We start from the raw sequence: 25,299 nt of genomic DNA, 5'->3' as shown, positions 1-25,299 counted from the left end.
AAAGCGCTGTAAATGACCATTGCCCAATACTAGGCATTCTGAGACACCATTGCTAATAAAATACCGATAATTTTTTCAGGATTTTCAATTGGATATTCGTCTAAATCTATATACACATCCCTATCATCTATCTTTAGAAATTTCCATGTTGTTCCTGTCGTTACGACTCCATAAACTCTTTTTACGATTGCCTCATTTTCCTGTTCGTTAAAAATTTTTGATGCAACCATTTCCGCAATACATTGACCTAATCCACCGATAATATTTTCATTTTTCGCTTCCACAACAGCAACAATGGGATTACTTAACATTAATTGTTCGGTGGATGCACTGATAATGAAATCACAAAATCCATTTAGTCCTTTTTCTTTATCAACGTTAAATTCAATTCCAGAAAAAAAACTTATTTTATGCTCTAGAATTTTTCTTAACTCAACTAAAATATTGGCAATGATCAACTCTGATCGCGCTTTTTCAGTATTAATTGCACGCGCTAGAGGAATATTTTCGGCTAGAGTTTCTTTAAGATATGCACTGATACTAAAACATTGAATAGATGAAAAAAGATTTTCCCTTTCAATTAAATTAACGCCGAGGTTCTGCTTAACCTTTCTTAGATCAAAATCGCTGTATGCCATTATCTAAGCCTCCTATGATTCTGACTTAATCTTTAATCCTGATTAATATAACGCCATTTGCGCGACGCTTCGCGTCGCGCAAATGGCGTTGTCGAACTTACGTTAATATAGCAATCCTAAATCATTTGTAGATTTTTGGTTTTGTGGAAGCACACCCCTGCGGGGTGCGCTTCCACAAAACATTTAGGATTGCTATACATCTTTGCCAGTCAAAACTTTGGATCGTAATTGCCCATTATTCCTCAAACTGCCAGCGATCTTGGGAGGCTTTTTCATCAAAGAACCGTTTGGGACGCAAAGTTAAAGTGACCTTGCCTAAAATTTCTACGGTTGGCTGTGTATCAAACCATGCAAACTTGAGGTTGCCATCTTCACCCGCGATCGCAAAATAGCTATTTTCATCCCATGTGCGTTGAGAGCGATCAACTAGTATCAAGATATCCTCAGCGCGATCGCGCACAGAGCTAAGTACTTCTTGATTGATGGCTGATTGCAAAGTATCAGTATTACAGGAAACAATCACCCCATCCTCAGCTTCGTGGACTACAAACCAACCAGGGAGAGTTGCCCAAGTTGATTCAACTGAGGAGCTGACAATTCCAAAAGGAGTTAATTCCTGCACTTGTGGCACGGCTGTAAATTTCTCCACGGATAGAGGCAAAGTGCCGACAACAGGCAAAATACGTGGAATACTATCTTCAGCATCGTAACGGAAATTAGGAAGATTGGGAGCTTTCTTCTTAGTAGGATTTGCCATATCGGTAAGAAGTCTCTCGATCGCTGCACGAGCCTTCTCACTGTGAGCAAAGCGTAAACCACGAGCAATCAATCTCGTACGTTCCTGAGGATCAATTTTACCTTGTGTTGCTTTTAGGATTTGTAAAACTACGGCATCTCCCGGATGGCGGGTAAATCCTTCTGGCAAATTAGCCACAGATGCAGCTTCCTTCATTGCCTTAACTACATCTTTCGCTTCCAAAACATCTAGATTTTTTTCGAGCGCAAAGGTTGCCATCGCCACTCTCTCAGACTGATTGAGTACACGCAACTCATTGAGAATGTCACTCCCTTTCTGCTCAAAATGAGCTAATACAATATCCGCCGCATTACCTGCTTGTAGACTGGCATAGACCTGAGACGCAACCACAATCTGGTTTTGTTGAATTGGTTCAAAGCCAGTATTTTCAAAAATTGCAAGGGAGTTTTCACCCATTTTTTGCAGCATTTGACAAGCAATTCCCCATTGCACCCAAGTTCCTTCCTTATGGCGTAAGAGTCTCAAAAGTCCTTCAGAGTCGGTGGGAAGATTGGCTACGGGAGTTGGCATAGTATTTTTATAAATGGATTTTTAGCCCCTCTCCTGCGGGAGAGGGGTTGGGGTGAGGGTAAATTAAGCAGCAACCTGCTTAGAATTTTTGTGTTCGCGCATGGAGTTCACGAAACGCTCGAAGAGATAATCGGCATCGTGAGGACCGGGGCTAGCCTCTGGGTGATATTGCACCGAGAAGATCGGCAAGGTTTTATGCTCTAGCCCTGCGACGGTGCGATCATTGAGGTTGATATGGGTCAACATCGCGGGAGAGGAGTCAAAGGATTCACCTGTGAGGGCAAACCCGTGATTTTGGCTAGTGATTTCCACTCGGCGATCGGCATTTTCAGCTTGGTTTTGGGCAGGTTGATTGAGTCCGCGATGTCCAAATTTGAGCTTGAAGGTGTCGCCGCCCATCGATAAGCCTAAAATCTGGTGTCCTAGACAAATTCCAAACATTGGTTTGTCCGCAGCTAGCAAAGCCTTAGCGGTTTCAATGCCTTGGGTAACGGCGGCGGGATCGCCAGGGCCGTTGGATAGGAAGATGCCATCGGGGTTGTAAGAGAGAATCTTTTCGGCGGGGGTATCGGCGGGAACAACGATCACGCGGCAACCATAGCTGGCGAGTCGGCGCAAGATATTCCGCTTTACGCCGAAGTCGATCGCAACAACTGTTAAGGCTTCACCTGTTAACTGTGATGGCTCCACAAATTCCCATTCAGAGATGGTTTTTTCTGTCCATTCATAAATGCGATCGGTGGAAGCTTCTTGAGCGAGGTTCTGCCCTTGCATTGATGGTGCTGCTTTCACCTTAGCGAGTAATACTTCAGGATCGAGGATTTCCGTAGAGATGCCGCCATTCATTGCACCGAGCGATCGCAATTTGCGTGTTAAAGCGCGAGTATCGATCCCTGCAATACCAACAACATTATGTGCCTTGAGGTAATCGGGTAAGGACTGACGCGATCGCCAGTTACTTGGGACAGCCGTAATGTTACGTGCAATTACGCCTCGCACTTGTGGGCGATCGGATTCATCATCTTCGGGGGTTACGCCTGTATTGCCAAGTTCAGGGCAGGTAAAAGTAACAATTTGTCCTCGGTAGCTGGGATCGGTCATTACCTCTTGGTAGCCAGTCATACCTGTATTAAATACCACTTCGCCGATCGCGGTTCCAGACGCGCCAAAGGCATAGCCTCGGTAACAAGTACCATCCGCCAAGACCAAAATCGCTGCTTGCTTTGTTGCCATATCTTCAAATACTCGTTCGTTGCTGTCCACTTATTTTGGACACTAGCGATCATTCTAAACGTTATCTAGGTCACAAGATCAAAAAAGAAGGCTTGCAATGCAAGCCCTCTTTATAGATTATTTTTTGATTAGCTAATCACTTCAGCAATTTCAATTACCTGTCCATCAGGATCTTTGACTAAAAAGTTAAGTGGCTTTTCGCTACGGACTTTGTGCTTAATGCCTTTAATTTGAATTTGCAACAAGAGTTGTTCTACACAGTCGCGATTAAAACAAATATGCCGACTGCGATTGGAATCTGTGGTATTTGCTCCCGGAACTATATGCAGTTGCACATTCTTCTTTAGTTGATACCATGCGCCTTCCATGTCTGCTGAATATTTAGACTTAGCGGTTCGTGCCGTGGCAGGGATATAAATAGGATCAGCAGGTGCACCCATGCCGTATTCATAGCCATAGTAATAATGTAGCGGCACATCAGCGATCGGCAGTTTTAACTCGCCTTCGTAAAAATATCGCGCTTGATCGAGGTCAGAAACCATGATCGTATGTACTTTCGGTGCGCTGGTGAGAAACATCCACATGGCAACAGCATATGCACCGAGCAGCATAACCATGATGCCTTGAGTAGAAAACAGTGACTCCATCGTAAAGCAACTACATATTAAGAGACTTAGGCTTTTAGTTTAACTCAACTGTCATAGGTTTAAGTCACAAACTACACGATCTCAAACAAAGTTATACGCTAATCAAGCTTTTTTAGGATATTGACTAAAAATTGTCAGGAATAAATCTCTAAAAAGGGAATTTAAAAAAGGATAGCTGAGTAGTTCGTCTTTTTCTAATAATGTCCTGTCGTTTTAAAGAGCCATTACCATTAAACACCTTATCATCTCTTACTATCTCAACTAATTGTTCATCCCGAAGTTGTCTAATGTATTGTTCATAATGCAACCGTCTTGCAGGATTTAGTTCCATTGTTTTTGTACTTGCTTCAAAAAAAGTAATCCCATCTGGGTTATTTTCTAGAATCTTCTTTAAATCTGGCACTGGTCAGTAAATTAGTGGCATGAGAAAATAGAAGCAGAGCCAAGGAGAAAGCCATGGAATGCCCCCACTGCCAAAGCCAAAAGACAATCAAAAACGGCAAACATCACCACCAAGACGGAAAAGTTGTTCAGAATTATTTATGTAAAGGATGCGGCAAGAGATTCAGTGAAAGGACAGGAACGCCAATGTCAAGGCTGAGAACACCAGCAAGTGTAGTGTCCTTAGCGATGAAGATGAGGAGTGAAGGGATGGGAATCAGAGCTAGTGGGAGAGTACTGGAAAAATCCCATGTCAGCATCATGAGATGGGAGCAAAAATTAGCAACCCAATCCCAACAATGGAGTCCATCCGCCCCAACAGGAGGAGATGTCACAATCGAGGGCGATGAAGTTTATACTCGCGTAGGCGAGAACCTTTCCCCCCAGTGAGTCAAAAGGCTGGACAGTGACATTCATTGAGCGTAAGAGTCGCTATTGGATTGAAGCAAGAGCAGGACTCAAAAATACTGAACTATTTGCTAAAGCCACAGAAACAGCATGGCAATGGGCAAAAATGAGTCAATACATCCGATGGTTTACTGATGGCGAAAGACACTACGCTCAGCAACTGTGGCAAATGGCAAGTGTGCACCTCAAATCCACCGAAGTAAGCCGTGAGTATGGACATCGCAAGGTATGGCGACATGGCTTAGAAGTTGCGATCAAAATCAAGGGTTCACAGGGAAATCGTCGGGTCGAATGGCTCAAACCTGAGCATCCCTATACGGCTATTAGCGACAAGTGTGACATTCATGCCAATCACAATGAAGCTAACAACAGTGCTTTGAGAAGGAGATGTAGTGCTTATCGTCGCAGACAGAACCTGTATGCGAAAAATACCAAAGGATTACAACGAGCAGTCACTGTGCAAAGACTAGTTCACAACTGGGTGAGACCTCATGTGGGCTTGGGTAAGAATAAGACTCCTGCTATGGCGATCGGAGAGACTGTCAAGTAAAATGTGTAAAGTCTAGAAGCTAGACGTGGAGACGATCCTCGAAGAGGATGGCAAAGCGATTAAGAGCAGGTTTCCAATCACGAATCGGCATCGTCCACTTCTTCGAGATATTCCGCATTGCTAAATAAACGAGCTTGAAAGCAGCATCATCAGAGGGAAAAATCTGTTGGGATTTAATCACCTTCCGCAAACTACTGTTCATCGACTCAATCGCATTGGTGGTATAAATCGCCCTGCGAATCTCGGTCGGGAAAGCAAAGAAGGGGATAATGTTTGCCCAATGACTGCGCCAAGACTTGGAGATTGATGGATATTGCTTGTCCCACTTTTCAGCAAAGAGTTCGAGATTAAACTCAGCCTCCGATTCCGTCGCCGCGCTATAAATAGCCTTGAGGTCAGCACAAACTTGCTTGCGTTGTTGCCAAGGTACAAAAGCGACCGAGTTTCTGACCATGTGGACAATGCATAACTGCACCTGAGTTTTAGGAAATACCGTCTCAATCGCATTAGGGAAACCAGTCAAGCCATCGACACATGCAATCAAAATATCTTTGACCCCACGGTTGTGAATTTCGGTGAGTACTGACAACCAGAATTTCGCACCTTCATTCGGAGAAATCCACATACCCAGTAATTCCTTGTACCCGTCCATATTCACGCCCAAGGCAAAGTACAAGGATTTGTTAATCACTCTGCCATTGTCTCGGACTTTGATGACTAGACAGTCCAGAAAGACGATTGGATAGACTGCTTCAAGGGGACGGTTTTGCCATTGCTTCACCTCGTCAATTACTGCATCTGTAACATTGGAAATAAGTGTTGGTGATACTTCAACACCATACATTTCTTGCAACTGGGCTTGAATATCCCTGACACTCATACCTCGTGCGTAGAGAGCAATGATCTTTTCATCTAGTCCTGACAAGCGACTTTGTCCTTTCTTCACCATCTGCGGTTCAAACTCCCCTTGCCGATCTCGGGGGACTGCGATTTCGGCTACGCCAAAGTCACCTTGCACTTTTTTCTGGCTATAGCCATTGCGACTGTTGGTTTGTCCTTCTGGTCTTGGTTCGTGCTTACCGTATCCCAGATGGGTTGATAGTTCTGCTTCCAAGGCTCTCTCCACCAACGCGGTTGTCAGTTGTTTCAGGATTCCTCCTTCTCCGAATAGGTCAGGTGGTGTTTTACATTCTTGCAGCAATTCGTCGAGCAATTCTTTGCGTATATTCATCAGTTTTAGTGTTGGTAATTGTGTGTCTAGATCATCTCTCTGTATATATCCCAGACTTTACACACTTCACTTTACACTCTCCGATCGGACTTTTTTATCGTCCCGTTTCTATGCTGGAATTATTATCCTCTAGGGGATTTCATTGTCTCACTAATTAACTCACCAGTGCCCAATCTATAAATTCTGTAACCATCTTAAATTGGGAAAGCTCTGCCCAAAAACTCCAACAATCACCGACAATCCCCCAACCGCAGGGATAATTTATTGGTAAAAGCCAAGAGGGTAGAGCATTTGCGTATTCAGATTTCGGTAATAATTTGTAAATATTGCCACAAATGCTCTACCCCTACCATTTGTCATCTTTCCGCATTTGATTTATGTCTTACAACCCTGAAATTCATCATCGGCGTTCTATTCGTTTGCAGGGGTATGATTATACAAATGCAGGAATCTATTTTGTAACCATCTGTTGCTATCAAAGACAGCATTTATTTGGAGAGATAGATAACGGAGAAATGAAAATAAATGCGATCGGTCAAATTGTTTCTAACCTATGGCAAAAAATTCCTCAGCATTTTCCGAATGTAGAACTTGATGGATTTATTCTGATGCCCGATCATCTACATGGAATTATCATAATTTCCGAATCAAAGGAAAAATCCTCCTTAGCCAACATCATTCAAAACTTTAAATCTATTTCTTCTCGCAAAATCAACCGTATTAACAAAAGCTACGGCATATCAATTTGGCAACGCAACTATTGCGAAAGGATTGTAAAGACTGAGCAGGAATTAAAAAAACTGCGTGAATACATTGAAAACAACCCAGCTAATTGGACAGATCGCGATACCAAATAAATTGAAATAATGTTTGCATTCCCATAATTCCCGTAGGGGCAGAGCATTCCCACAGAAATTTATGATTTTGCAAATGTGTCTAAATTGGGAATGCTCTGCCCTTAACCTCCAACATTCACCGAAAATCCCAAACCTCGCCCAAACCTCCAGCATTCACTGACAATCCCCAAACCGCAGGGATAATTTATCGATAAATGCCCAAGGGGTAGAGCATTTGCGTATAGAGATTTTGGTGGTAATTTGCAGACATTGCCGCAAATGCTCTACCCCTACGGCGATTGATTTCATAGTTCTCTCAGAAGCAGAGCATTCGTGTCACAATCTAGAAATTCTGCGATCGCCTCAAATCGGGAATGCCCTGCCCTGCCCTTAACTGCTATCATTGATTCTCCAAATGTCACCTCAGCAATTATTTGCGGCGATTAAGTGGCAATAGCATGATATTTTAGCTTGAGATGCTTATCAATTAACTCTTAAAAAGCCCCAAAAAATCATGCTGCTTGAAGTTGACAACTTGACTGTTCGTTATGGCGAAGCAACGCCTGCGGTCGATCGCGTGACTTTTCATTTGCAAGCAGGTGAAGCACTCGGATTAATTGGTGAAAGCGGCTGTGGTAAATCCACCATCGGGCGATCTCTAATCAAGCTATTACCCAAATATGCCAATGTTGAGGGGAAGATTTGTGTCGATGGGGAAGAAATTGCGGAGAAAAAGGATGGAACATGGCGCGGCGAAAAGGTCGGCTTAATTTTCCAAGATCCGATGACAAGGCTCGATCCCTTGATGAGCATTGAGGATCACGGGTTAGAAGTATTGTCTTCCCACTATCCGAAACTTTCATCGCAGTCGGCAAAACAACGCATACATGATGCCCTACGCTCAGTTCGCATCGATCCTAGTCGCGCTAAGCAATATCCCCACGAATTTAGCGGCGGGATGCGGCAGAGAGTGGCGATCGCTTTATCACTATTGCTAAATCCTGTTTTATTAATTGCCGATGAGCCAACTACGAGCCTCGATGTCACCGTTGCTACTGATATTCTCAAGGAGCTAACGGTACTTCGCAAAACGCGATCGATGGGCTTGTTGTTAGTTACCCATGACCTTGGTATGGTTGCGGAATATTGCGATCGCATTGCCGTAATGTATAACGGGAATATTGTGGAAACTGGCTATGTGGAGCAGATTTTCCGCGATCCGCAACATCCCTATACCAAAAGCTTGCTAGCTTCAGTTCTCCATTTCAATCCAGAAGCATTAACTATCAGAACAGATGAATCTGAATCTCAAGATCAAGATACTGGGGAGGAAATTAATCAAGAGATTGCAGATGATGCTCCTGTAGCTTCTGATATCAATATTCTAGAAGATAGTCAAGAACAGACTAATGCTCAAGGAAATAGTCAAGAATTTGCGATGATTGAGAAGTCTGTGACTTCTGTGAAACCAGCTCCCAGAGTGATTCTCCATGTCAATCGCCTACAAAAGCATTATGTTACGGGGGGAAATCTGTTAACGCGCTTTGTTGATCCTTCTAGTGGTTTAGTCAAAGCAGTTGATGGCATTGATTTAGAAATAATGTCAGGAGAAACCTTTGGCATTATTGGCGAGAGTGGCTCTGGCAAAAGTACGACGGGTCGAGCAGTTTTGCAATTGATTAAACCCGATCGCGGTAGTTCTGTGCGATTTAATGGGGTGGAGTTAACCAAACTCAAGGGTGAGCAATTGCGCCAAATGCGATCGCAAATGCAAATGATCTTCCAAGATCCTCGCGCTTGCTTTAGCCCCTATATGACTGTTTTTAACAGCGTTGCCGATCCTTTGATAATTCATAACTTTGCCCCCAATCTCGAAGCGGCTAAGGATAAGGTCTATGCAATTCTGGAAAAAGTCGGACTTAATTCCGAGCTTGCCGATCGCTATCCCTCGGACTTGTCAGGTGGTCAATTGCAACGGGTAGCGATCGCCCGCGCCTTGATTACGCATCCCAAATTTATTATTTGCGATGAGCCTGTGAGTATGCTCGATGCGTCGATTCAGAGCCAAGTTTTGCAACTGATGCGTGACCTCAAACAGGAATTTAAGCTAACTTATATTTTCATTACCCACGATCTCGCCGTGGCTCAATTTTTCTGCGATCGCATTGCGGTGATGCGTAAGGGTAAAATTGTAGAGCAGGGCAGTACTGAGGCAGTGTTGACCAATCCCCAACATGAATACACCAAGTCTTTAATCGCTTCGATTCCACGTATTCCCTATGTCAATAATTAGGTTATAGAAATGATGCGAAGCATCATTTCTATAACGCATATAACTCATTAACTGCGACAATGCCCGATTTCCCTCCCGATTTTTTACCGCAAAACTTTCTTGATTCCCACTTTCTCAATCCCGATCGCTCTAATCTTGAAGACATCCGCAAGTTGGGCTATGCCTTTGTCGATCTCATTGTTGATTCGGTTCTAGATACACAAAATCAAGCCTTCGTTCAGGATGAATCCTCTTTTAAGATCAATATCCCTGAGCATGGAGATAAACTTGCAGACTTGTTAGCCGAAGTGCGATCGCAGGTTTTGCCTCGTACTGTCAATTTCCAAAATCCTCGCTACATGGGACATATGGACAGTGTACCTACTGCGATTACGATTTGGGCAGATGCGCTCATCTCGGCTATTAACAACAATATGCTCAGTTATGAACTCGCTCCCGTATTTACAGAAATGGAAGCACAACTGATGCAATGGTTTGGGAATCTCTTTGGAATGGGAACTGATTGTTTTGGTACATTGACCGCAGGGGGAAGTCTCGCCAATATTTCGGGACTATTATTAGCGAGAAACTGGAAACAACCACAGAGCAAGACTGTAGGCGAGGCGAATAATTTAGTTGCCTTTGTTTCTGATGCAGCCCATACTTCCTTTGAGAAGGCGATGAATGTAATCGGCGTTGGCAAAGAGAACTTAGTGCGAGTTCTCACTAATGATCGGGGTGAAATTATTCTCGAAGAATTAGAACTGGAAATCCAAAAAGCAATTAGACAAGGGAAACAACCTTTTTTTGTGGCAGCGATCGCAGGAACGACAGTTACAGGCGCAGTCGATGCGATTCAATCCGTGGGAGAAATCGCTAAACGTTATGACTGCTGGTTTCATATCGATGCTGCCTACGGTGGTGCAGGAATTTTTTCGCCGAAATTACAACCGCTATTTCAAGGCTGTGAACTTGCGGACTCGATCACCTTTAATCCGCAAAAATGGCTATGGGTAGCGCGAACCTGTGCCATGCTCATCGTCAAAGATAAGCAGCATCTTGTCGATGGCTTTGATGGCGAACTTCCCTATATGGACGATCGCACTCTCAATTTTGGAAATCTTAACCTACAGGGAACGCGCCGTACCGATAGCCTGAAGCTGTGGATGGCACTAAAAGCGATGGGCATTTCGGGTTGTCGCTATCTCGTCGAGCGATCGCTAGATCTATCCGATAACTTGAGACAATGGGTAGAAGCATCACCCGAATTAGAACTAGTCTGTGAACCAACTCTAAATATTATCTGTTTGAAATCTAATAATCCAAACCTTAGTAGTGCACTCCTGCGGCAACAATGGATCGATGCAGGGAAATTATGGCTGTCTTTACCACTATGGAAAGGCGATCGCATTCTCAAAGCCGTCGTTTTACATCCCTATGCAGGTTAGCCCTTGTCTTTGATTTGTTGAAAGTGTTGCAAAGCAACACTTTCAACAAAAATTATTTTGGAATGACTCACTATAATTTAAAGTTAATAAATAGCTGGGACAGTCCAAAACAAAGCCTAAGCTAGCAATAATTCATAAATTTGAGATATGTCATGCTCTGCCCGTTTTGTCAGCATACCGATAGCCGTGTTTTAGAATCTCGTTCGGCAGAGGCAGGCAGTAGTATTCGACGCAGACGGGAATGTCTCAGTTGTCAGCGTCGCTTTACTACCTACGAGCGCATTGAGTTTGTACCCATTACCGTGTTAAAGCGTGATGGTGTGAGTGAGTCCTTCGATCGCTCTAAATTATTGCGAGGCATGATCCGTGCCTGTGAGAAAACTGGGGTATCCCAGACTACCCTCGAATCGATCATCGATGAAATTGAAGCACAACTACAAACACGCGATCGCCATCAGGTCTCTAGTGTCGAGATTGGTGAAATGGTTTTGCAATATTTGCAAGATATTAACGAAGTTGCCTATGTGCGCTTTGCGTCAGTCTATCGACAGTTTCGTGGGGTGCGGGATTTTGCCGAAGCTTTAAATCACTTTGACGCTAAGTAGTAAATTACATTGACATCTTTGAAATTGCGATAAATCCCCAATTTATAGGCTGATAAGCTCATTTATGGTCTATAAAGTGTATCAGGTTAAAGCACACTTAATGACAACTGACAAAAATTTGTAAAGAAAAGTTGAAATTTTTTATTTACCCTAGCTATAATAGCTATGTTTTGTAATCCCGATCGCATTTCAGGGTCTAAATTAGGAGGTATTGATTTGGCAAGGAGACGTAAGCGCAAGAGTAGACGTCGCCAAGAAGGGCGCAAAATCCTAGAACATATTCCTCAATTTAGTATCGATAGCGGTGAAGATAAGCCTGTGACGGCTGCACGTAAGTACATCCATACCCATGGCATTCTTCCTCCAGCACTGTTGCTTGTAAGACGCAACGAGCATACAACAGATCGATACTTCTGGGCAGAGAAAGGACTATTTGGAGCACAGTATGTTGAAGAAAATCACTTCTTGTTCCCTAGTCTAAAACCGCCTGAAGAAAGAGAAGTTGCACTTGCTGTATCTAGATAAATTTTTATCAACTCATCACAGAACAATAAAAAGCCTCACTATTAAAGTCCGTGTTACTTTCTTCGCGTTCTACACATAATCATAAATACTTGTCTCTATTAAAAACGGTGTTTATCGTGACAAATAGTGCAAATGTAGATTTGGTTATGGAGTCGTCGCTAATAAAGCTAATATATTTAGCCCGATTTATTTTTATTTTCTGGCTAAGTATATCTAAGATTTGTACGGTTATTTATGCGACTGCTAAGTGGGGATTTTATTGAACACTACAGATATTAACTGTTGAACTTTTTTATTACATCTTCCAGAGGTGACATCTTACCTCTGGATTTTTTATGATTAAAAGAAATAAAAGGAATTGCAATTAATCATAAAAAAGAGCGAACATTGTTCGCTCTTTTTTATGATTAATTTGTCTTTAAAAATCGGTAATTTTTCAATATCCAGCATAGGGAGGAAAAAGAAAGATGATCGCTAAGCATTGACAACTTGGTTACTAGTTGTTTTTTTCCATCCTCTAGGTAACTTTAGATCGTCAGGATCGACGTAATGACAGGCATAATCATCTAAACAAATCAATGCCCAACCATTGCCATCAATATTAATCAATTTGTAAGAAGCTTCCAATACAAAAAAGCCTTTGTGGTTACGGGTATCGGGCTTGACTCTGACGTTTTCTAAGATCATGGGACTAACTTCCTTTTCAATACAAAGATGTACAACTATCAGCAATAAAAAAATTTAACAACTTTATCAGTCGCTTATATTTAGGTAGCCTAGCACTCTTGACAAAAAACCTGTGTTAAGTTTTTCTGACAAAGTGATGATAGTTATGAAGTTATATGAGTTTAGGTAAAGTTATATCCCTAACTTAAACAGTTAGCTTTAACAAATATTAATAACCATTTAAAGTCGTCGCTGAAATTTTAGTTGAGTACCCAATCTCTAACCTTTTCAAGCGCTTTCCAGTCTGGACGACGGCGTAAACCTTCTTCAAAATTCTCAACAATCTCTGGCTTAATATCTTTCAAAATCATCAACCAATTTTGAGCAGCTTCGATTTGTTCGCGCACACCCTTTTGAGACAATTCCAACATGGCGATCGCAAGGTTAATGCGTCCTTGAGGATCTTCAGGAGCAATCTTGACTGCTTTTTGGGCAGCTTTGAGAGCAAGTTTGGCATTGTTGTCTAGCAAATACAACCAAGACAGACAAATCCAACCACTTGCAACTTTGGGTTGGCGATCGCACACTTTTTCAAACACAGGAATTAAGGTCGCCGCAGATTCACCTTGTTTGTAGCGTTCTAAACCTTGAGTGAATAAATCTTCTGCAATTTCTGTATTCATCGAGCGAATCAAGACTCCAAAGCCGTATTTTTTGCCTTAGTGATAATAGCATAAAGCTTGGACAAAACTCATAGCCAGAGACTAAGGGTTCAAAGAGTCAATTTTTTGTGACACAGCAAACCCTTGCCACAAAAAATTGGCTCTAATAGCTTTTATTCATTAGCCTTTAGTTATTGCCTATAACACTACTAGGTAGTGCTATGGGCGGCGCGAAGCGCTGCCCATTCTTATCACAATAAATCCTTTCCTTTTTAGGACTACCCACTACATAAATTTGGGCAAGATAATACACAGGAGTTAACAGAGTATCTGTTGTAGTGCAAAATCAGGGTCAGAGCAAAGAGGAAGATGAGAGTGAGTAGCGATCGCCAACCAACCGAAAAGCGTTCTATAAAGCGTGACCTTCGGGCAGGAAATTATTTCCAGCGATGGAATGTGGTTGAGCTTAATTGGTTGCGAACGCTATTACTGATCTTGAGCGATATTTTGGGCTTGGGGATAGTTTGGAAAGTATCCCTAAATTTTAATCAAGCGTTCTCAACTTTGCCACCAGAACTAAATTGGGGAGAATTTGCAGGGTTAACGGGTTTGTTTTGGGCATTTGCGGCAGTAATCGTCACAGGCTTTGCCTATCACAATTTTTATAAAAGTGAGTCCCAATGGCGCAACTATGTAAAACAAGCTCAATTTATTAGTGGTGTCTATTTATCGTCATTGGTGGTTTGTTACTTTTACGACCCTAAGGTAGATGCGCCGCGATCGCTTTTTTTACCAGCATGGCTTGGCAGTGTAGTGATGATAATTGGCTTGCGGCTATTACTGACGCTGATTTTCGATCAGTTTCCGATCGCCCGAACCCATACTCCTGTTTTTATCATTGCCCCTAGCGATCGCCTTTCATACTTGGCTAAGGTTGTTGAAAAACGCACAGGTTATAGAGTGGTGGGAGTGCTAGCTTCTTCTTTAGCTAATTCTTCCCACTCCATTCAAGCAATTATGAGTTCGGGGGCAAAGGAGGTCATAGCCGAAGGGCTGCCCGAAACGCAGCTAGCTTCCCAGTTATATTGGCAACTTCGCAATGCAGGAATTGGTTTAAGGCTAGTACCATCGAGTTTAATGTTGCTACATCGGCGGGGCAATCCTGAAATTTTTGCCTCTATGCCTATGATTCGGATTGAACCATCACTTTTGGCAAATTGGGAATATGTCTTTAAGCGTTGTTTAGATTTTGTTGCGGCTTTAATTGGCTTGATTGTCCTGTCACCTGTATTCGTGGTGATTGCGATCGCGATCAAAACTAGTTCTAAAGGTAGCGTTTTCTATACCCAAGAGCGAATTGGCTTACAAGGGCATGTATTCCGTATGTGGAAATTTCGCAGTATGTTTATGGATGCCGATCGCCGCCAAGCTGAATTAGAGCATCTCAACAAAAGTGCTGATGGTGTGATGTTTAAAATTGAGCGAGATCCAAGGATTATTCCCATAGGACATTTTTTGCGCTGTACTAGTCTCGATGAGCTACCTCAGTTATTTAATGTATTGCTTGGACAAATGAGTTTAGTGGGACCACGTCCTTTGCCTGTGCGTGATGTCGCACGGTTCACTAGCTGGCATCACACACGTCATTTAGTGATGCCGGGGATTACTGGACTCTGGCAAATTTCGGGGCGATCGGATTTAGATACGATTGATGATGTTGCAAAATTAGATTTGTTTTATATAGATCGATGGTCATTAAACTTCGATCTAGAAATTCTGATAGAAACAGTCAGACTAGTGATATTCGGCAAAGGTGCATATTAAAATCTCAATTCATGTTCTTGTCTTCGATCAGTAGTTAGGCGTAATTAAAAAACAGAACCAAAACCTGTGGCGCACGCGCAGCGTGCGCCACAGGTTTTGGGGTTTTATCCAGCTACTTAGGAACACAAACTCACACTCTCTAAGCCTTACTGCTAGAAATTGTTACCAATGGCTTGTCGGGTATTTCCGAAGCTGTGAGCAGATCGTAGCCTAACTCTTGAGCAATCCTTTGTCTTGCAACACTGCGATATTCCCAAAAATGTTCGCCAGTCAAGCAAAGAAACAAATACATATTTAAAACTTGAGGTTTTTTGCGTAAAACTGTCCATAACTGTTGCCAAAACTGTCCGCGAATTTCAGGACGGCGGATACCCTGATGCCAAATCAACTGAGCAAAAACCAGCAATTCTTTGCCCAAAGGAAGTTTCATTGTTTGTTGAGAACCATTGAGGACGCTGATATTCATACATTGCTGCAAACATCGACTGAGATATTTTTTAGGGTCATACATATTCCAAAAACCTTCCACATATTCTCTAGCGATTTCTGCGATCGGACGAGTAGGAACAAAATTCATTAAAGCATTCTGATCTCCTGTCGCTGTGGTATGGACATTCTCAATTAATCGTTTCTCCCTTTGCAATCGACTCCAGAGGGCAGTATTTGGCAAGGCTTGTAGGATTCCCAGCATTGGTTGAGGAATCGAGGTTTGTTCCACAAATGTTTGAATGCGATCGCTTGCACCTGTACGCTCACCATCAAATCCAAGAATAAACCCTGCAAAAATTAACATTCCAGCTTGATTGATTTTGTCACAGGCTTCTACGAGGGAGTTACGAGTATTTTGGACTTTTTGAGTAACATGCAAACTATCGTGATCGGGAGTTTCAATACCTAGAAAAACTGCCCAGAAACGAGCCTCCACCATCAGTTGTAGCATCTCATCGTCTTCAGCTAAATTTACTGATGCTTCCGTGATAAAGGTAAAGGGATAGTTGTGCTGTTTCATCCAAGGAATCAGTTCGCGCAAGAAGCGTTTGACATTGCGCTGATTGCCAATAAAGTTGTCATCGACTATAAACAAAGAGCCACGCCAGCCTAAATCATAGAGAGTTTGTAGCTCTGCTAAGGCTTGACTCGGTTCTTTAGTTCGCGGTTTCCTTCCGTAAAGGCTAATGATGTCGCAGAATTCGCAATTAAAGGGACATCCCCGCGAAAACTGAATTGCCATCATAAAGTAGGAATTAATATTCAGTAAATCGAATCGGGGAATTGGACTAGTAGTGACATCAGGCTTGTCCTCGATAGAGCGAAATACACCTTGATGTTGTCCTTGAGCCAATGCCTCGAGAAACATTGGTACGGTCATTTCCCCTTCATCTAGAATTAGGTAGTCTGCACCAGAGTCTAAGGCATCCTGAGGAACTGAGGTCGGATAGGGACCACCCACGGCCACTTTTTTGCCCGATCGCACAGCTTTTTGGATTAGGGCATGAAAGTCGGGCTTCTGAACTAGCATTGCGGAAAGAATAACCAGATCGCACCACTCCCAATCTGCATCCGTTTCTAAACCCACATTGCGATCGTAAAATCGAATCTCCCATTCTTGAGGTAAGAGTGCTGCAACGGTAAGAATTCCGAGTGGAGGAATAACGGATTTGAGTCCAGCCATTGCCATCGCGCGATCATAAGACCAAAATGACTGAGGAAACTGGGGGTATAACAACAGGGCTTTCATGGCAATGCTCCATATAGAAATATAATTTCGATTGATCGGAAATAGCCAATGTTCCCCTAAATTTTTCCTTTAGAAGAAATATAGAGGTTTTCGTTTTGCCTAATGCAAAACGAAAACCCAAAAAACTTTGCTGTGATTGATCCGAGTATGTTTGCCATGAATATTTATCCTCATTGGCAAACATACTCGGATCAACGTTATATGTGATTACTCAAATCTAATTAATTCTTGCTTATCTTAGAAATAGAGCTAAAAATAAATTACATCTGAACTATAACAGATACTTTTTAGCTTTTTCGTTACAAAAAAGCAATATAGCAAAAGAGATATCTAAGACAAACTAAAATCCAAATAAATGAAGGCAGCACTTCGTACCGCCTTCATTTATTTGGATTTTATGTCCTAAGTAAAACTTTCATTAACGGTATCCCACCCGTAATGCGGAATATCCCAATTTTCAAACAAGTAATCACAATTAACATCAGTTTGGGTTAAGCTGGCAAATTTTCAAAGCTCAAAGGTAAAAGCCTTGTGTAGCAAGGCTTTTACCTTTGAGAGAGGGTTTGCGTAGCAAACCCTCTCTCAAAGCCCGTTTCAAATTATCCCGAACTCACGTTAATTACAATCCAGATTTAAAACCTGCACCGCAGGTTTTAAATCTGGATTTTTGCCTATCTTTAGAACAGGAATGATCGGGATCGAACCGATGGCCTAGCGCTTAGGAGGCGCTCGCTCTATCCAACTGAGCTACATTCCCTAGTTAATGAGTCTGATTTAGCCTACTAAATTACGATAGCAAGTTAACCTCATTATACTAAGTAGTTGGGCATAATTAAAACCCAGACTAAAAACCTGTGGTGCAAGCGCAGCTTGCACCACAGGTTTTTGGATTTTATATTTAATTGCGGGTAGTGCTAAATAGGTAAGGATGGGCGGCGCGAAGCTCCGCCCATCCTTACCACAATAAAAGGACTACCATTTAGTTAAAGTTAATCGGAACGGGACGAGCGATCACATACCCCTGCGCATAATCTACGCCGATCTCTTGTAGCTTTTTTAAAATTGCTTCATCTTCAACAAACTCAGCGATGGTTTTGAGATTCATAGCATGGGCAATGCGATTAAACCCTTCTACGATCGCTTGGGCAATTGGATTATGACAAATATTCTTCACAAAAACACCATCGATTTTGAGGTAATCAACGGGTAAATTCATCAGATAGGCAAAGGAACTTAAACCACTGCCAAAATCATCTAAAGCAAATCGACAGCCAATTTTTTTGAGTTCGCTAATGAAATATCTAGCTTGCTCAAAGTTGGCGATCGCAGCAGTTTCAGTAATTTCAAAACAAATGATCTCTGGAGGGACTTGGTAAAGTGGAAACTGCCCGACTAAAAACCTCATAAACTGATTGTTACAAATACTCGCGCCCGAAAGATTAATCGTATACAAACCTTCTGTAAAAGCCTGTTGCCCTGATAAATTATGATAATTCGCAAAAAAGGTGCTGATGACCCAGCGATCAATATCAGTGATTAAGCCATAGCGCTCGGCAGAGGGAATGAAGGAATTAGGGCCCATCTTCATCGAGCATCCTCAAAAGAACCTCATAATGCTCGGCTGTTGGCTGTGGAGATATCGAGCGGATCTTTTGGTAGTAGAGACGGAAATGATTGCTTTTGAGAGCTTGACTGATTTTAGACACAACTTGCCTTTCGCCCCGTTGCTTAATGAGTTCACAATCATCGATCCGATATACATGGACACAGTTACGACCTTCGGCTTTAGCAGCATAACAAGCGGCATCTGCTGCCCCTAAAACTTGAATTAAATCTTGGCTAGTTTGATCAATGCCAACTACCCCAATACTGACACCGATAATAAAGGTTTTATTATTCCACACAAACTGAAATTGACGCACCAATTCTTTCAGATTTTCGGCAATCTGTGCAGCTTGAGAGAGGGGACATTGCATGAGTAAAAGCCCAAACTCATCACCCCCCAAACGCGCCAGCAGATCATTTGCTCGAACTCCTCTTTGAATAATGACGGTAATTTGGCGCAGTAGCTCATCGCCAGCGATATGACCAACGGTATCATTAACAACTTTGAATTGATCTAGGTCTAAATAACAGAGGGCATGGTGCTGATTACCATCTTGGACAGAGTCGATCGCATCGACAAGTTTCTGCTCAAATCCACGACGGTTAGTCAAACCTGTGAGGGCATCGTGACTAGCTTCCCAACTGAGTTGATTGGCAAGATTGCGAGATTCGGTGACATCATGAAAGACGATTACTGCACCGATAATCACTCCTTGGCGATCGCGAATTGGTGCAGCCGAGTCCTCGATCGCATATTCCGTTCCATCCCGCGCAATCAAGATCGTATGATTTGCCAAACCCACAATTTGCCCCTTTGTCAGAGCTTTGGTGATCGGATTCTCTACAGGCTTTCGCGTTGTTTCATTAATAATTTGGAAAACTGTATATAGTGATATTCCCTCCACCTCCTCCGCTTTCCAACCAGTTAACTGTTCGGCAACAGGATTGAAATATCGAATATTACCATGAGCATCAGTGGTAATGACTGCATCACCAATAGATTGCAAGGTGACTTGTGCTAACTCTTTTTCCGCAAAGAAGACATCTTTGAGTCGCTGATTCTCTTGCATCTCTTCCATGAGTCGCAAGTTCTGTTCGTGAAGGTTCTGTTGGAGTCGTCGAATCGTTAAATGGGTTTTGACCCTTGCTAATAACTCTTCAACTTGAAATGGTTTAGAAATATAATCAACGCCGCCAATCTCTAACCCCTTCACCTTATTGAAGGTTTCATTGAGCGCACTCAAAAAAATGATGGGAATATCTGCGGTGCGAGCGCTAGACTTTAATTGGCTACAAACTTCATAACCATCCATATCAGGAAGTTTGATATCCAGCAAAATTAATTCTGTTAATGGTGACTCGGCGGCTCTAAGAGCCATTGCTCCAGTTGTGGCACTACGAACTTTATATCCATGTTCACTTAATGCGTCTCTAATCAGACGTAAGTTGTCTGGTAAGTCATCAACAACTAAAATATTGCCCCGATCACTAGTAACTGGATCGCTATTCATTATGGTGTTTATGATTCTTATATCTAGTATAACGTCAGTTCGGATTAAGCTGGCAAATTTTAAAAGCCCAAAAGTAAAAGCCTTGCGTAGCAAGGCTTTTACTTTTGGGCTTTGAGAGAGGGGTTGCGTAGCAACCCCTCTCTCAAAGTCAATTTCAAATTATTCTGAACTCGCATTAGTATAGTTCACTACAGAAACGCAAGAGCATTATGAGCTTAAAAACTTAGATTCCAGTATTCAGGATAGATAGCCTAAAGCCTAAAGCACTGCCTATCCTAGTCTCCAAGATTAATTCTGAAATGGGTTTATAGCCTCAGTTAACTCCATAATGCGGTCTGTTTTAAAATCTAGGACTAAATCTTTGAGTACTTGAGCGATCGCCTGTTGTGAAGATGGAATCTGAGTAATTAATTCCAGCATTACTTCAGTATCGCAATAATAAGCCGCATCGTGCATTTGCTGTAACCATTCAGGAGGCATTATGGCGATCATTTCTTTAGATAATTCTACTTTTGGTGTAGGAGATGGATTTATCTCAATGGACATGAGGTGATCGCTTTGAATTTGATCGGATTGATCGGATTGATTGGGCGATAGGATTCCCGTTAATGTTTGTAATAATTGCTTGATGCTGAAAGGCTTTAACAAAAATGTGGTTGCCTTTGCCTCTAGAGCGAGTTTACGATTATCAATCAGTCCACTCGTAGCGATAACTTTGACTAGAGGATTTAGATTTTTCAAGGTATGAATGGTCGTCACACCATCGAGGTTAGGCATCATGATATCCATAATTACGACGCTGACTTCCTGTTGATGTTTTCCATAGAGGGCGATCGCGCCGATACCATCACTAGCCAAAATTGTCCGATAGTTATAGCTTTCTAAAGTAGCCTTGGTTACTTCTCGAATGGCGGATTCATCATCCACAATCAAGATTAACTCTCCATTACCTCTAGGAGTTGATGCTTCGATGCTAGACTGATTCACTGCTCCTGCGATCGCTGGCAAGAACACCTTAAATTCTGTACCTTTGCCCACTTCACTCTCTACGGTGATAAAGCCGCCATGATGTTTGACAATTCCCATTACCGTCGATAGTCCTAGTCCTGTGCCTTTGCCGACTTCTTTTGTGGTGAAAAAAGGATCAAAAATACGAGTTAATAATTCTGCGGGAATCCCTATACCCGTATCAGTCATCGTCACCACCACATACTCCCCTGCTTTGGCGGCTAAACTCATCAGCGCATTATCCTCCTCTAATTGCAGGTTTTTAGCACAAATTGTCAATGCTCCTCCATCGGGCATGGCATCCCTAGAATTAATCATCAGATTCAGAAATACTTGGTGGATTTGGGTCGCATCAGCCAAAATATTCCAGAGATTTTGAATAGGTATTTCTGAGATGATCTCAATCGATTTAGGAAAGGTTTGTTTAGCAATTCCAATTAACTCTAAAAGAAGAGAATTTAGTTGTAATATGGCATATTCACCCTCAGTATTGCGACTAAACAATAAAATTTGCTTGACTAGCTCAGAGCCACGCCGCGCACTGTTAGAGAGAATTGTTAATAAATTGGCTACACTTTCATCAAGGTTAGAAATCTTGAGAGGCAGCAGTTGCGTAACACCTAAAATTGGGGTCAGAATGTTATTAAAATCATGGGCGATACCGCTAGCTAATGTTCCTAAACTCTCTAAGCGTTGAGCATGATAAAATTGTTCTTCTAGTCTCTTTGTTTCCGTAATATCTTCTACAAAAATCAAAATACCACCCACTTCTCCCGTACTCTGAAGCCAAGGTCGCACTTCCCATTTCAATAATTTCTCGGAATCATCGGGCAGAATAAAAGAGTCTTGTTCACATTTTCTCGTTGCTCCTGCTAAACATTCTTGATGGATTTGTCGCCAAGTCTCCGAAATATTCGGCAAGACCTCATAGTTCGATTGCCCCATCACTGCTTCCCTAGAGCCAAGTTGATACAGATCTATCCAGTATTGGCTGACCGCAAGATAACGCATCTGGCGATCAAACATCGCTACACTCACAGGTGCATATTGGATAAATAAACTTAATTTTTCTTTCTCTTCATGTAAGGCAATTTCGATCTGTTTACGCTTGGTAACATCGGTTAAAATTGTATTTATATCCCAATATTGATTTGTTTCATCCCATTTAATAAATTGAGAAGATGACAGCCAACGCTGATCGCCATTTTTGTGATAGAAGCGATACTCGATGTTATTACTACTTTGATTTTGCTGACAGGCGGCAAGGGTCTGAGCAATAAGCATTTTCAAGTCTTCAGGCTCAACTCGACTTGCCCAAAGATTTTGATCCGCCATTAATTCTGCGGCGGTATAGCCAAAGAGGACTTCGCAACCATCAGACCAGTACTCAAACTCCCGAGTGCAATCAGGATAAAATTGATAATTGGTAATTGTGGCGATCGCGCGTTTCAGAATTTGGTTAAGCTTTGTTGCTTCCTTCACCTTAGATTCAGTAATATCCGTAATCACAATGCTATTAACGACAAGCTGATCAAGATTAAATTGTTTCAGCGATAACTTAACGGGTATTTCTTTGTTTTTACTAATATCCTGATCCTGATATTGGGCTTTAGTTTCTACTAAACCTATCAAAGATAACTCCATTGTTAGCGTTGCTTCTTGCTGACTTTGTTGCAACATTAGTCCAAACTCTTTGCGATTTTGAGGAGCCACAAAATTTTCTAACTGTGCACCAATCAAATTTTTAAGTGGACAATTTAGTAGTTCTGAAAGCTGTTTATTGCAATACAAAATCAAACCTTCCGTAGAAACCGTTGCTGCCCCCTCACCCATTTGTTCTACTAAACACTGATAAACATAATCCGCCCCTTGCAATGTAAACACCTGCGCCCCTTGCGATGTAGACACCACCACCGCATCAACTTCCCCCGAACGAATTGCCTGTAACGTTTCTTCCGTTACCGCTAGACGCTCCTGTGTATCCGCCAATTGCTGCCGTAAGCTCTCGACTTCCTGACGCAGTATCTCAAGATGGGCTTGAGAGTTTTCCATTATCTTCCTCTCCAGTAATATCTAAATTCCCTTTCGACAAAAGATCTAGACCAATTAAAACCTTTTCCGTATTTGATAAATTGCCAATCATCCTTTGTAAAGGCAATGGTAATTCTTTAATTAAAGTAGGAACTGCGACAATATTTTCAGATGCTAGACTCTCTGTCTGTTGGTAAATATCAATGACTTCCAATTCATAGCGTCCTTGGAGATTTTCTTCGCAAATCTTCTTAATATTGCGTAACGCCGTCACCGATTGGATCGTTGTCCCTGCGATGTAAAGACGGAGGATATAGTGCTGCTCTTTTGAATGAGAAAGCGATCGCTCAAAAATCTCTGTAGTTGTTAGTTCTAATTCTTCTGGATCAGTCATTATTATTGCCTTATACTTATTTTACTTACTGAATTTATTTGCTAGATTCAGTATCTAAAGCTTGATCTACTATTCATTTATAAGGGAAATGATCTGTAGTCCAACTAACACTTTCTCTGTATTTGATAAATCACCAATAATTTTCTTAATTGGTTCGGGCAATTTTCTAACAAGGGTTGGTAGAGCCACAATGCTATCTTGGATCGCTAGTTGTGGTTGTTTAGTTAGGTCAATAATTTCGATGCTATATTGACCATGCAAATATTCTTCACAAATATTCTTCAAATTCGCAAAAGCCACCAGAGATTTAGGGGTTTGCCCCGCTACATAGAGCCGCAATTGCCAAGTCTCTGGTTGGGAGAGGTCAGTAGGCTCTTTTGATAGGTGATCTGTCATAGTTTCATTTAGAAATTAGTTAAAATTTATTAGTTAACTGAGAACTTGCACCATTCTGGAAAGGGGTTGCAAAGAGAGTAAAGATGTGAAAAAAAGGGCGTAGTAGTAAATTAAATAACGATTATGGAAAGCATCGTTAAGCACGCCCAAGGTTTAGTGTATAGCCTAATTTGTCTGATGCCAAGTGTGTATCAAAAAGCAAGTCTGAATGCAATATTAGGGCTATTTCTGGAAGCGCAAGGGCATCCCTATCCAGAACATACACAGGTAAAATCAGCGAGTGCATTAAGCCGATTTCTCAATCACTATAACTGGTCAACAAGAGGACTAATTCGAGCAACAAGGCTGTCAATTTTGGGGCAAATCGCCAAGCATCGCCCATCGAAGAGAGTGCCATTAAAGATACTGATAGACCTGACCACCTTAGAAAAAAGCGGCAAGTTTTTACATTTGAGCAATCCCACCCCAAACGAACCAGACCCATGGGTGAGAATCCTCAACGGAAAGCGAGGACTACATCTGGTTGTACTGTATCTGGTCTATGGAGAGTGGCGCGTACCATGGAGTTTTAGAGTATGGCGCGGCAAAGGATACTCCAGTCCCTCTGACTTAGCTTGTAAGTTATTGGGGACAGTACCCAAGCAACTAACCCAAGGCAAGACTGTGATTGTCCTTGCTGATACTGAGTTTAGTACGGTGAAGTTTTTCAATGCTGTCCGCGCCAAGTCTTGGCGCATCGTTGTCGGTGTCCGCAACAATCGTAAACTTCAAGATGGACGTACCGTCAAACAACTTTATCCCCATGGCAAACGTGGACAACTAATTTTACTGGAAGGGCTAAGTACGCCTTTGACGATCTCTTGGTTCTGGCTCAAAAGAGCCGATAGTAAACGGGAGTTACGCTTTGTGGTCTCTTCTCATCCTTATTCTGGCGCTTATCTGGTGATGTTAGGTCGTAAGCGTTGGGCGATTGAGGGATTCTTCAAAACCATCAAACATCGCTTTGGTTTGCATTGTTTTGGGCAATCTACAAAACTTGGCGTTTATCGTTGGCTTATCCTCTCTCTGCTTTCTTATCTTTTGGCTCATTGGATTGATCAATGGTCGTTTCCTCCCATCTTGGACTGGAAAGCTACCTGTGATTTAACCCTTTCTGTTTTATTCCCTTCTGTCCTTTGGTTGAAACTTCTCAGGTATCTTCAAATTAGTGCCGATATTGCTGCTCGTCATGGCTTTGAAATTATTCTCAAACCCATTCCCACTTGACTCTTTCACGAATGCTGCAAGATCTCAGTTAAAATTT

At 42.1% G+C, this 25,299-nt stretch carries 19 protein-coding genes, 1 tRNA gene and 2 pseudogenes; 8 read left to right on the top strand and 14 right to left on the bottom strand.

Translation table 11 applies throughout. The annotated features are described in order from the left end of the window. Positions 1 to 29: 29 nt before the first annotated feature. From NMG48_RS01650 to NMG48_RS01630, 5 genes are all read right to left on the bottom strand, one after another. A complete protein-coding gene (locus NMG48_RS01650; RefSeq protein ID WP_271253720.1) occupies positions 30 to 638 on the bottom strand; it encodes a hypothetical protein in 609 nt (202 codons plus the stop codon). Positions 639 to 873: 235 nt separating this feature from the next. Further along, on the bottom strand, positions 874 to 1,965 hold the full coding sequence (locus tag NMG48_RS01645; protein ID WP_271253719.1) for a RuBisCO accumulation factor 1: 1,092 nt from the start codon (positions 1,963 to 1,965) through the stop codon (positions 874 to 876). A 63-nt stretch (positions 1,966 to 2,028) separates the two neighbouring features. Continuing rightward, on the bottom strand, positions 2,029 to 3,198 hold the full coding sequence (gene carA / locus NMG48_RS01640; RefSeq protein WP_271255224.1) for a glutamine-hydrolyzing carbamoyl-phosphate synthase small subunit: 1,170 nt from the start codon (positions 3,196 to 3,198) through the stop codon (positions 2,029 to 2,031). Positions 3,199 to 3,326: 128 nt separating this feature from the next. Beyond that, positions 3,327 to 3,845, bottom strand: a complete 519-nt coding sequence (locus tag NMG48_RS01635) for a glyoxalase-like domain protein (protein WP_126387581.1) — start codon at positions 3,843 to 3,845, stop codon at positions 3,327 to 3,329. Between the two features lie 148 nt (positions 3,846 to 3,993). Next, a complete protein-coding gene (locus NMG48_RS01630) occupies positions 3,994 to 4,248 on the bottom strand; it encodes a hypothetical protein (protein WP_271253718.1) in 255 nt (84 codons plus the stop codon). A 53-nt stretch (positions 4,249 to 4,301) separates the two neighbouring features. Between NMG48_RS01630 and NMG48_RS01625 the strand changes: the two are divergent. Then, positions 4,302 to 5,229 (top strand): annotated as a pseudogene (locus NMG48_RS01625) (IS1/IS1595 family N-terminal zinc-binding domain-containing protein); the annotation flags it as partial. Positions 5,230 to 5,263: 34 nt separating this feature from the next. On the opposite strand, the gene NMG48_RS01620 reads toward NMG48_RS01625, so the two are convergent. Further along, on the bottom strand, positions 5,264 to 6,475 hold the full coding sequence (locus NMG48_RS01620) for an IS256 family transposase (protein WP_271251743.1): 1,212 nt from the start codon (positions 6,473 to 6,475) through the stop codon (positions 5,264 to 5,266). 377 nt (positions 6,476 to 6,852) lie between these two features. On the opposite strand from NMG48_RS01620, the gene NMG48_RS01615 reads away from it, so the two are divergent. From NMG48_RS01615 to NMG48_RS01595, 5 genes are all read left to right on the top strand, one after another. Next, the gene (locus NMG48_RS01615) at positions 6,853 to 7,332 is read left to right on the top strand and encodes a transposase (RefSeq protein ID WP_271253717.1); all 480 of its coding nucleotides are present in this window, start codon (positions 6,853 to 6,855) and stop codon (positions 7,330 to 7,332) included. Between the two features lie 493 nt (positions 7,333 to 7,825). Beyond that, complete coding sequence (locus tag NMG48_RS01610) at positions 7,826 to 9,604, top strand: dipeptide ABC transporter ATP-binding protein (protein WP_271253716.1); 1,779 nt, start codon at positions 7,826 to 7,828, stop codon at positions 9,602 to 9,604. 59 nt (positions 9,605 to 9,663) lie between these two features. Continuing rightward, a complete protein-coding gene (locus tag NMG48_RS01605; RefSeq protein WP_271253715.1) occupies positions 9,664 to 11,031 on the top strand; it encodes a pyridoxal phosphate-dependent decarboxylase family protein in 1,368 nt (455 codons plus the stop codon). A 152-nt stretch (positions 11,032 to 11,183) separates the two neighbouring features. After that, positions 11,184 to 11,636, top strand: a complete 453-nt coding sequence (gene nrdR / locus NMG48_RS01600) for a transcriptional regulator NrdR (RefSeq protein ID WP_126386392.1) — start codon at positions 11,184 to 11,186, stop codon at positions 11,634 to 11,636. A 216-nt stretch (positions 11,637 to 11,852) separates the two neighbouring features. Beyond that, positions 11,853 to 12,161, top strand: coding sequence for a DUF3155 domain-containing protein (locus NMG48_RS01595; RefSeq protein ID WP_126390166.1), 309 nt, complete (start codon positions 11,853 to 11,855; stop codon positions 12,159 to 12,161). 474 nt (positions 12,162 to 12,635) lie between these two features. Here the strand turns inward: NMG48_RS01595 and NMG48_RS01590 are convergent, their stop codons facing one another. Continuing rightward, entirely contained in the window at positions 12,636 to 12,848 is a 213-nt protein-coding gene (locus tag NMG48_RS01590) for a hypothetical protein (RefSeq protein ID WP_126386391.1), read from the bottom strand. Positions 12,849 to 13,087: 239 nt separating this feature from the next. Further along, positions 13,088 to 13,510 (bottom strand): hypothetical protein, encoded by a 423-nt coding sequence (locus NMG48_RS01585; protein ID WP_271253714.1) that lies wholly within the window; start codon positions 13,508 to 13,510, stop codon positions 13,088 to 13,090. A gap of 348 nt (positions 13,511 to 13,858) precedes the next feature. Between NMG48_RS01585 and NMG48_RS01580 the strand changes: the two genes are divergently transcribed. Continuing rightward, a complete protein-coding gene (locus tag NMG48_RS01580; RefSeq protein ID WP_271253713.1) occupies positions 13,859 to 15,313 on the top strand; it encodes a sugar transferase in 1,455 nt (484 codons plus the stop codon). Positions 15,314 to 15,452: 139 nt separating this feature from the next. Here NMG48_RS01580 and NMG48_RS01575 read toward each other — a convergent pair whose 3' ends face one another. The 6 genes and pseudogenes from NMG48_RS01575 to NMG48_RS01545 form a co-directional block, all read right to left on the bottom strand. Continuing rightward, on the bottom strand, positions 15,453 to 17,051 hold the full coding sequence (locus tag NMG48_RS01575) for a B12-binding domain-containing radical SAM protein (protein ID WP_271253712.1): 1,599 nt from the start codon (positions 17,049 to 17,051) through the stop codon (positions 15,453 to 15,455). A 683-nt stretch (positions 17,052 to 17,734) separates the two neighbouring features. Further along, positions 17,735 to 17,808: transfer RNA gene (locus NMG48_RS01570), tRNA-Arg, on the bottom strand. Positions 17,809 to 18,030: 222 nt separating this feature from the next. Continuing rightward, positions 18,031 to 20,167 (bottom strand): annotated as a pseudogene (locus NMG48_RS01560) (EAL domain-containing protein). Positions 20,168 to 20,455: 288 nt separating this feature from the next. Continuing rightward, positions 20,456 to 23,227, bottom strand: a complete 2,772-nt coding sequence (locus NMG48_RS01555) for an ATP-binding protein (protein ID WP_271253709.1) — start codon at positions 23,225 to 23,227, stop codon at positions 20,456 to 20,458. Then, the gene (locus tag NMG48_RS01550; protein WP_271253708.1) at positions 23,202 to 23,600 is read right to left on the bottom strand and encodes a circadian clock KaiB family protein; all 399 of its coding nucleotides are present in this window, start codon (positions 23,598 to 23,600) and stop codon (positions 23,202 to 23,204) included. The genes NMG48_RS01555 and NMG48_RS01550 overlap by 26 nt, the downstream gene beginning before the upstream one ends. A gap of 69 nt (positions 23,601 to 23,669) precedes the next feature. Further along, positions 23,670 to 23,996, bottom strand: coding sequence for a circadian clock KaiB family protein (locus NMG48_RS01545; RefSeq protein WP_271253707.1), 327 nt, complete (start codon positions 23,994 to 23,996; stop codon positions 23,670 to 23,672). Between the two features lie 123 nt (positions 23,997 to 24,119). Here NMG48_RS01545 and NMG48_RS01540 point away from each other — a divergent pair, with 123 nt between their 5' ends. Then, entirely contained in the window at positions 24,120 to 25,262 is a 1,143-nt protein-coding gene (locus tag NMG48_RS01540; protein WP_271252192.1) for a transposase, read from the top strand. Positions 25,263 to 25,299: the final 37 nt, after the last annotated feature.

It is taken from the genome of Pseudanabaena sp. Chao 1811 (assembly GCF_027942295.1).
Lineage (GTDB): Bacteria > Cyanobacteriota > Cyanobacteriia > Pseudanabaenales > Pseudanabaenaceae > Pseudanabaena.
This window is presented reverse-complemented; position numbering and strand designations above follow the sequence as displayed.

Excerpts from the sequence above, each read along its gene's own strand:
- NMG48_RS01650 (WP_271253720.1), bottom strand. The coding sequence starts at position 638 with ATGGCATACAGCGATTTTGATCTAAGAAAGGTTAAGCAGAACCTCGGC.
- NMG48_RS01645 (WP_271253719.1), bottom strand. The coding sequence starts at position 1,965 with ATGCCAACTCCCGTAGCCAATCTTCCCACCGACTCTGAAGGACTTTTG.
- carA (WP_271255224.1), bottom strand. The coding sequence starts at position 3,198 with ATGGCAACAAAGCAAGCAGCGATTTTGGTCTTGGCGGATGGTACTTGT.
- NMG48_RS01635 (WP_126387581.1), bottom strand. The coding sequence starts at position 3,845 with ATGGAGTCACTGTTTTCTACTCAAGGCATCATGGTTATGCTGCTCGGT.
- NMG48_RS01620 (WP_271251743.1), bottom strand. The coding sequence starts at position 6,475 with ATGAATATACGCAAAGAATTGCTCGACGAATTGCTGCAAGAATGTAAA.
- NMG48_RS01615 (WP_271253717.1), top strand. The coding sequence starts at position 6,853 with ATGTCTTACAACCCTGAAATTCATCATCGGCGTTCTATTCGTTTGCAG.
- NMG48_RS01610 (WP_271253716.1), top strand. The coding sequence starts at position 7,826 with ATGCTGCTTGAAGTTGACAACTTGACTGTTCGTTATGGCGAAGCAACG.
- NMG48_RS01605 (WP_271253715.1), top strand. The coding sequence starts at position 9,664 with ATGCCCGATTTCCCTCCCGATTTTTTACCGCAAAACTTTCTTGATTCC.
- nrdR (WP_126386392.1), top strand. The coding sequence starts at position 11,184 with ATGCTCTGCCCGTTTTGTCAGCATACCGATAGCCGTGTTTTAGAATCT.
- NMG48_RS01590 (WP_126386391.1), bottom strand. The coding sequence starts at position 12,848 with ATGATCTTAGAAAACGTCAGAGTCAAGCCCGATACCCGTAACCACAAA.
- NMG48_RS01585 (WP_271253714.1), bottom strand. The coding sequence starts at position 13,510 with ATGAATACAGAAATTGCAGAAGATTTATTCACTCAAGGTTTAGAACGC.
- NMG48_RS01580 (WP_271253713.1), top strand. The coding sequence starts at position 13,859 with ATGAGAGTGAGTAGCGATCGCCAACCAACCGAAAAGCGTTCTATAAAG.
- NMG48_RS01575 (WP_271253712.1), bottom strand. The coding sequence starts at position 17,051 with ATGAAAGCCCTGTTGTTATACCCCCAGTTTCCTCAGTCATTTTGGTCT.
- NMG48_RS01555 (WP_271253709.1), bottom strand. The coding sequence starts at position 23,227 with ATGGAAAACTCTCAAGCCCATCTTGAGATACTGCGTCAGGAAGTCGAG.
- NMG48_RS01550 (WP_271253708.1), bottom strand. The coding sequence starts at position 23,600 with ATGACTGATCCAGAAGAATTAGAACTAACAACTACAGAGATTTTTGAG.
- NMG48_RS01545 (WP_271253707.1), bottom strand. The coding sequence starts at position 23,996 with ATGACAGATCACCTATCAAAAGAGCCTACTGACCTCTCCCAACCAGAG.
- NMG48_RS01540 (WP_271252192.1), top strand. The coding sequence starts at position 24,120 with ATGGAAAGCATCGTTAAGCACGCCCAAGGTTTAGTGTATAGCCTAATT.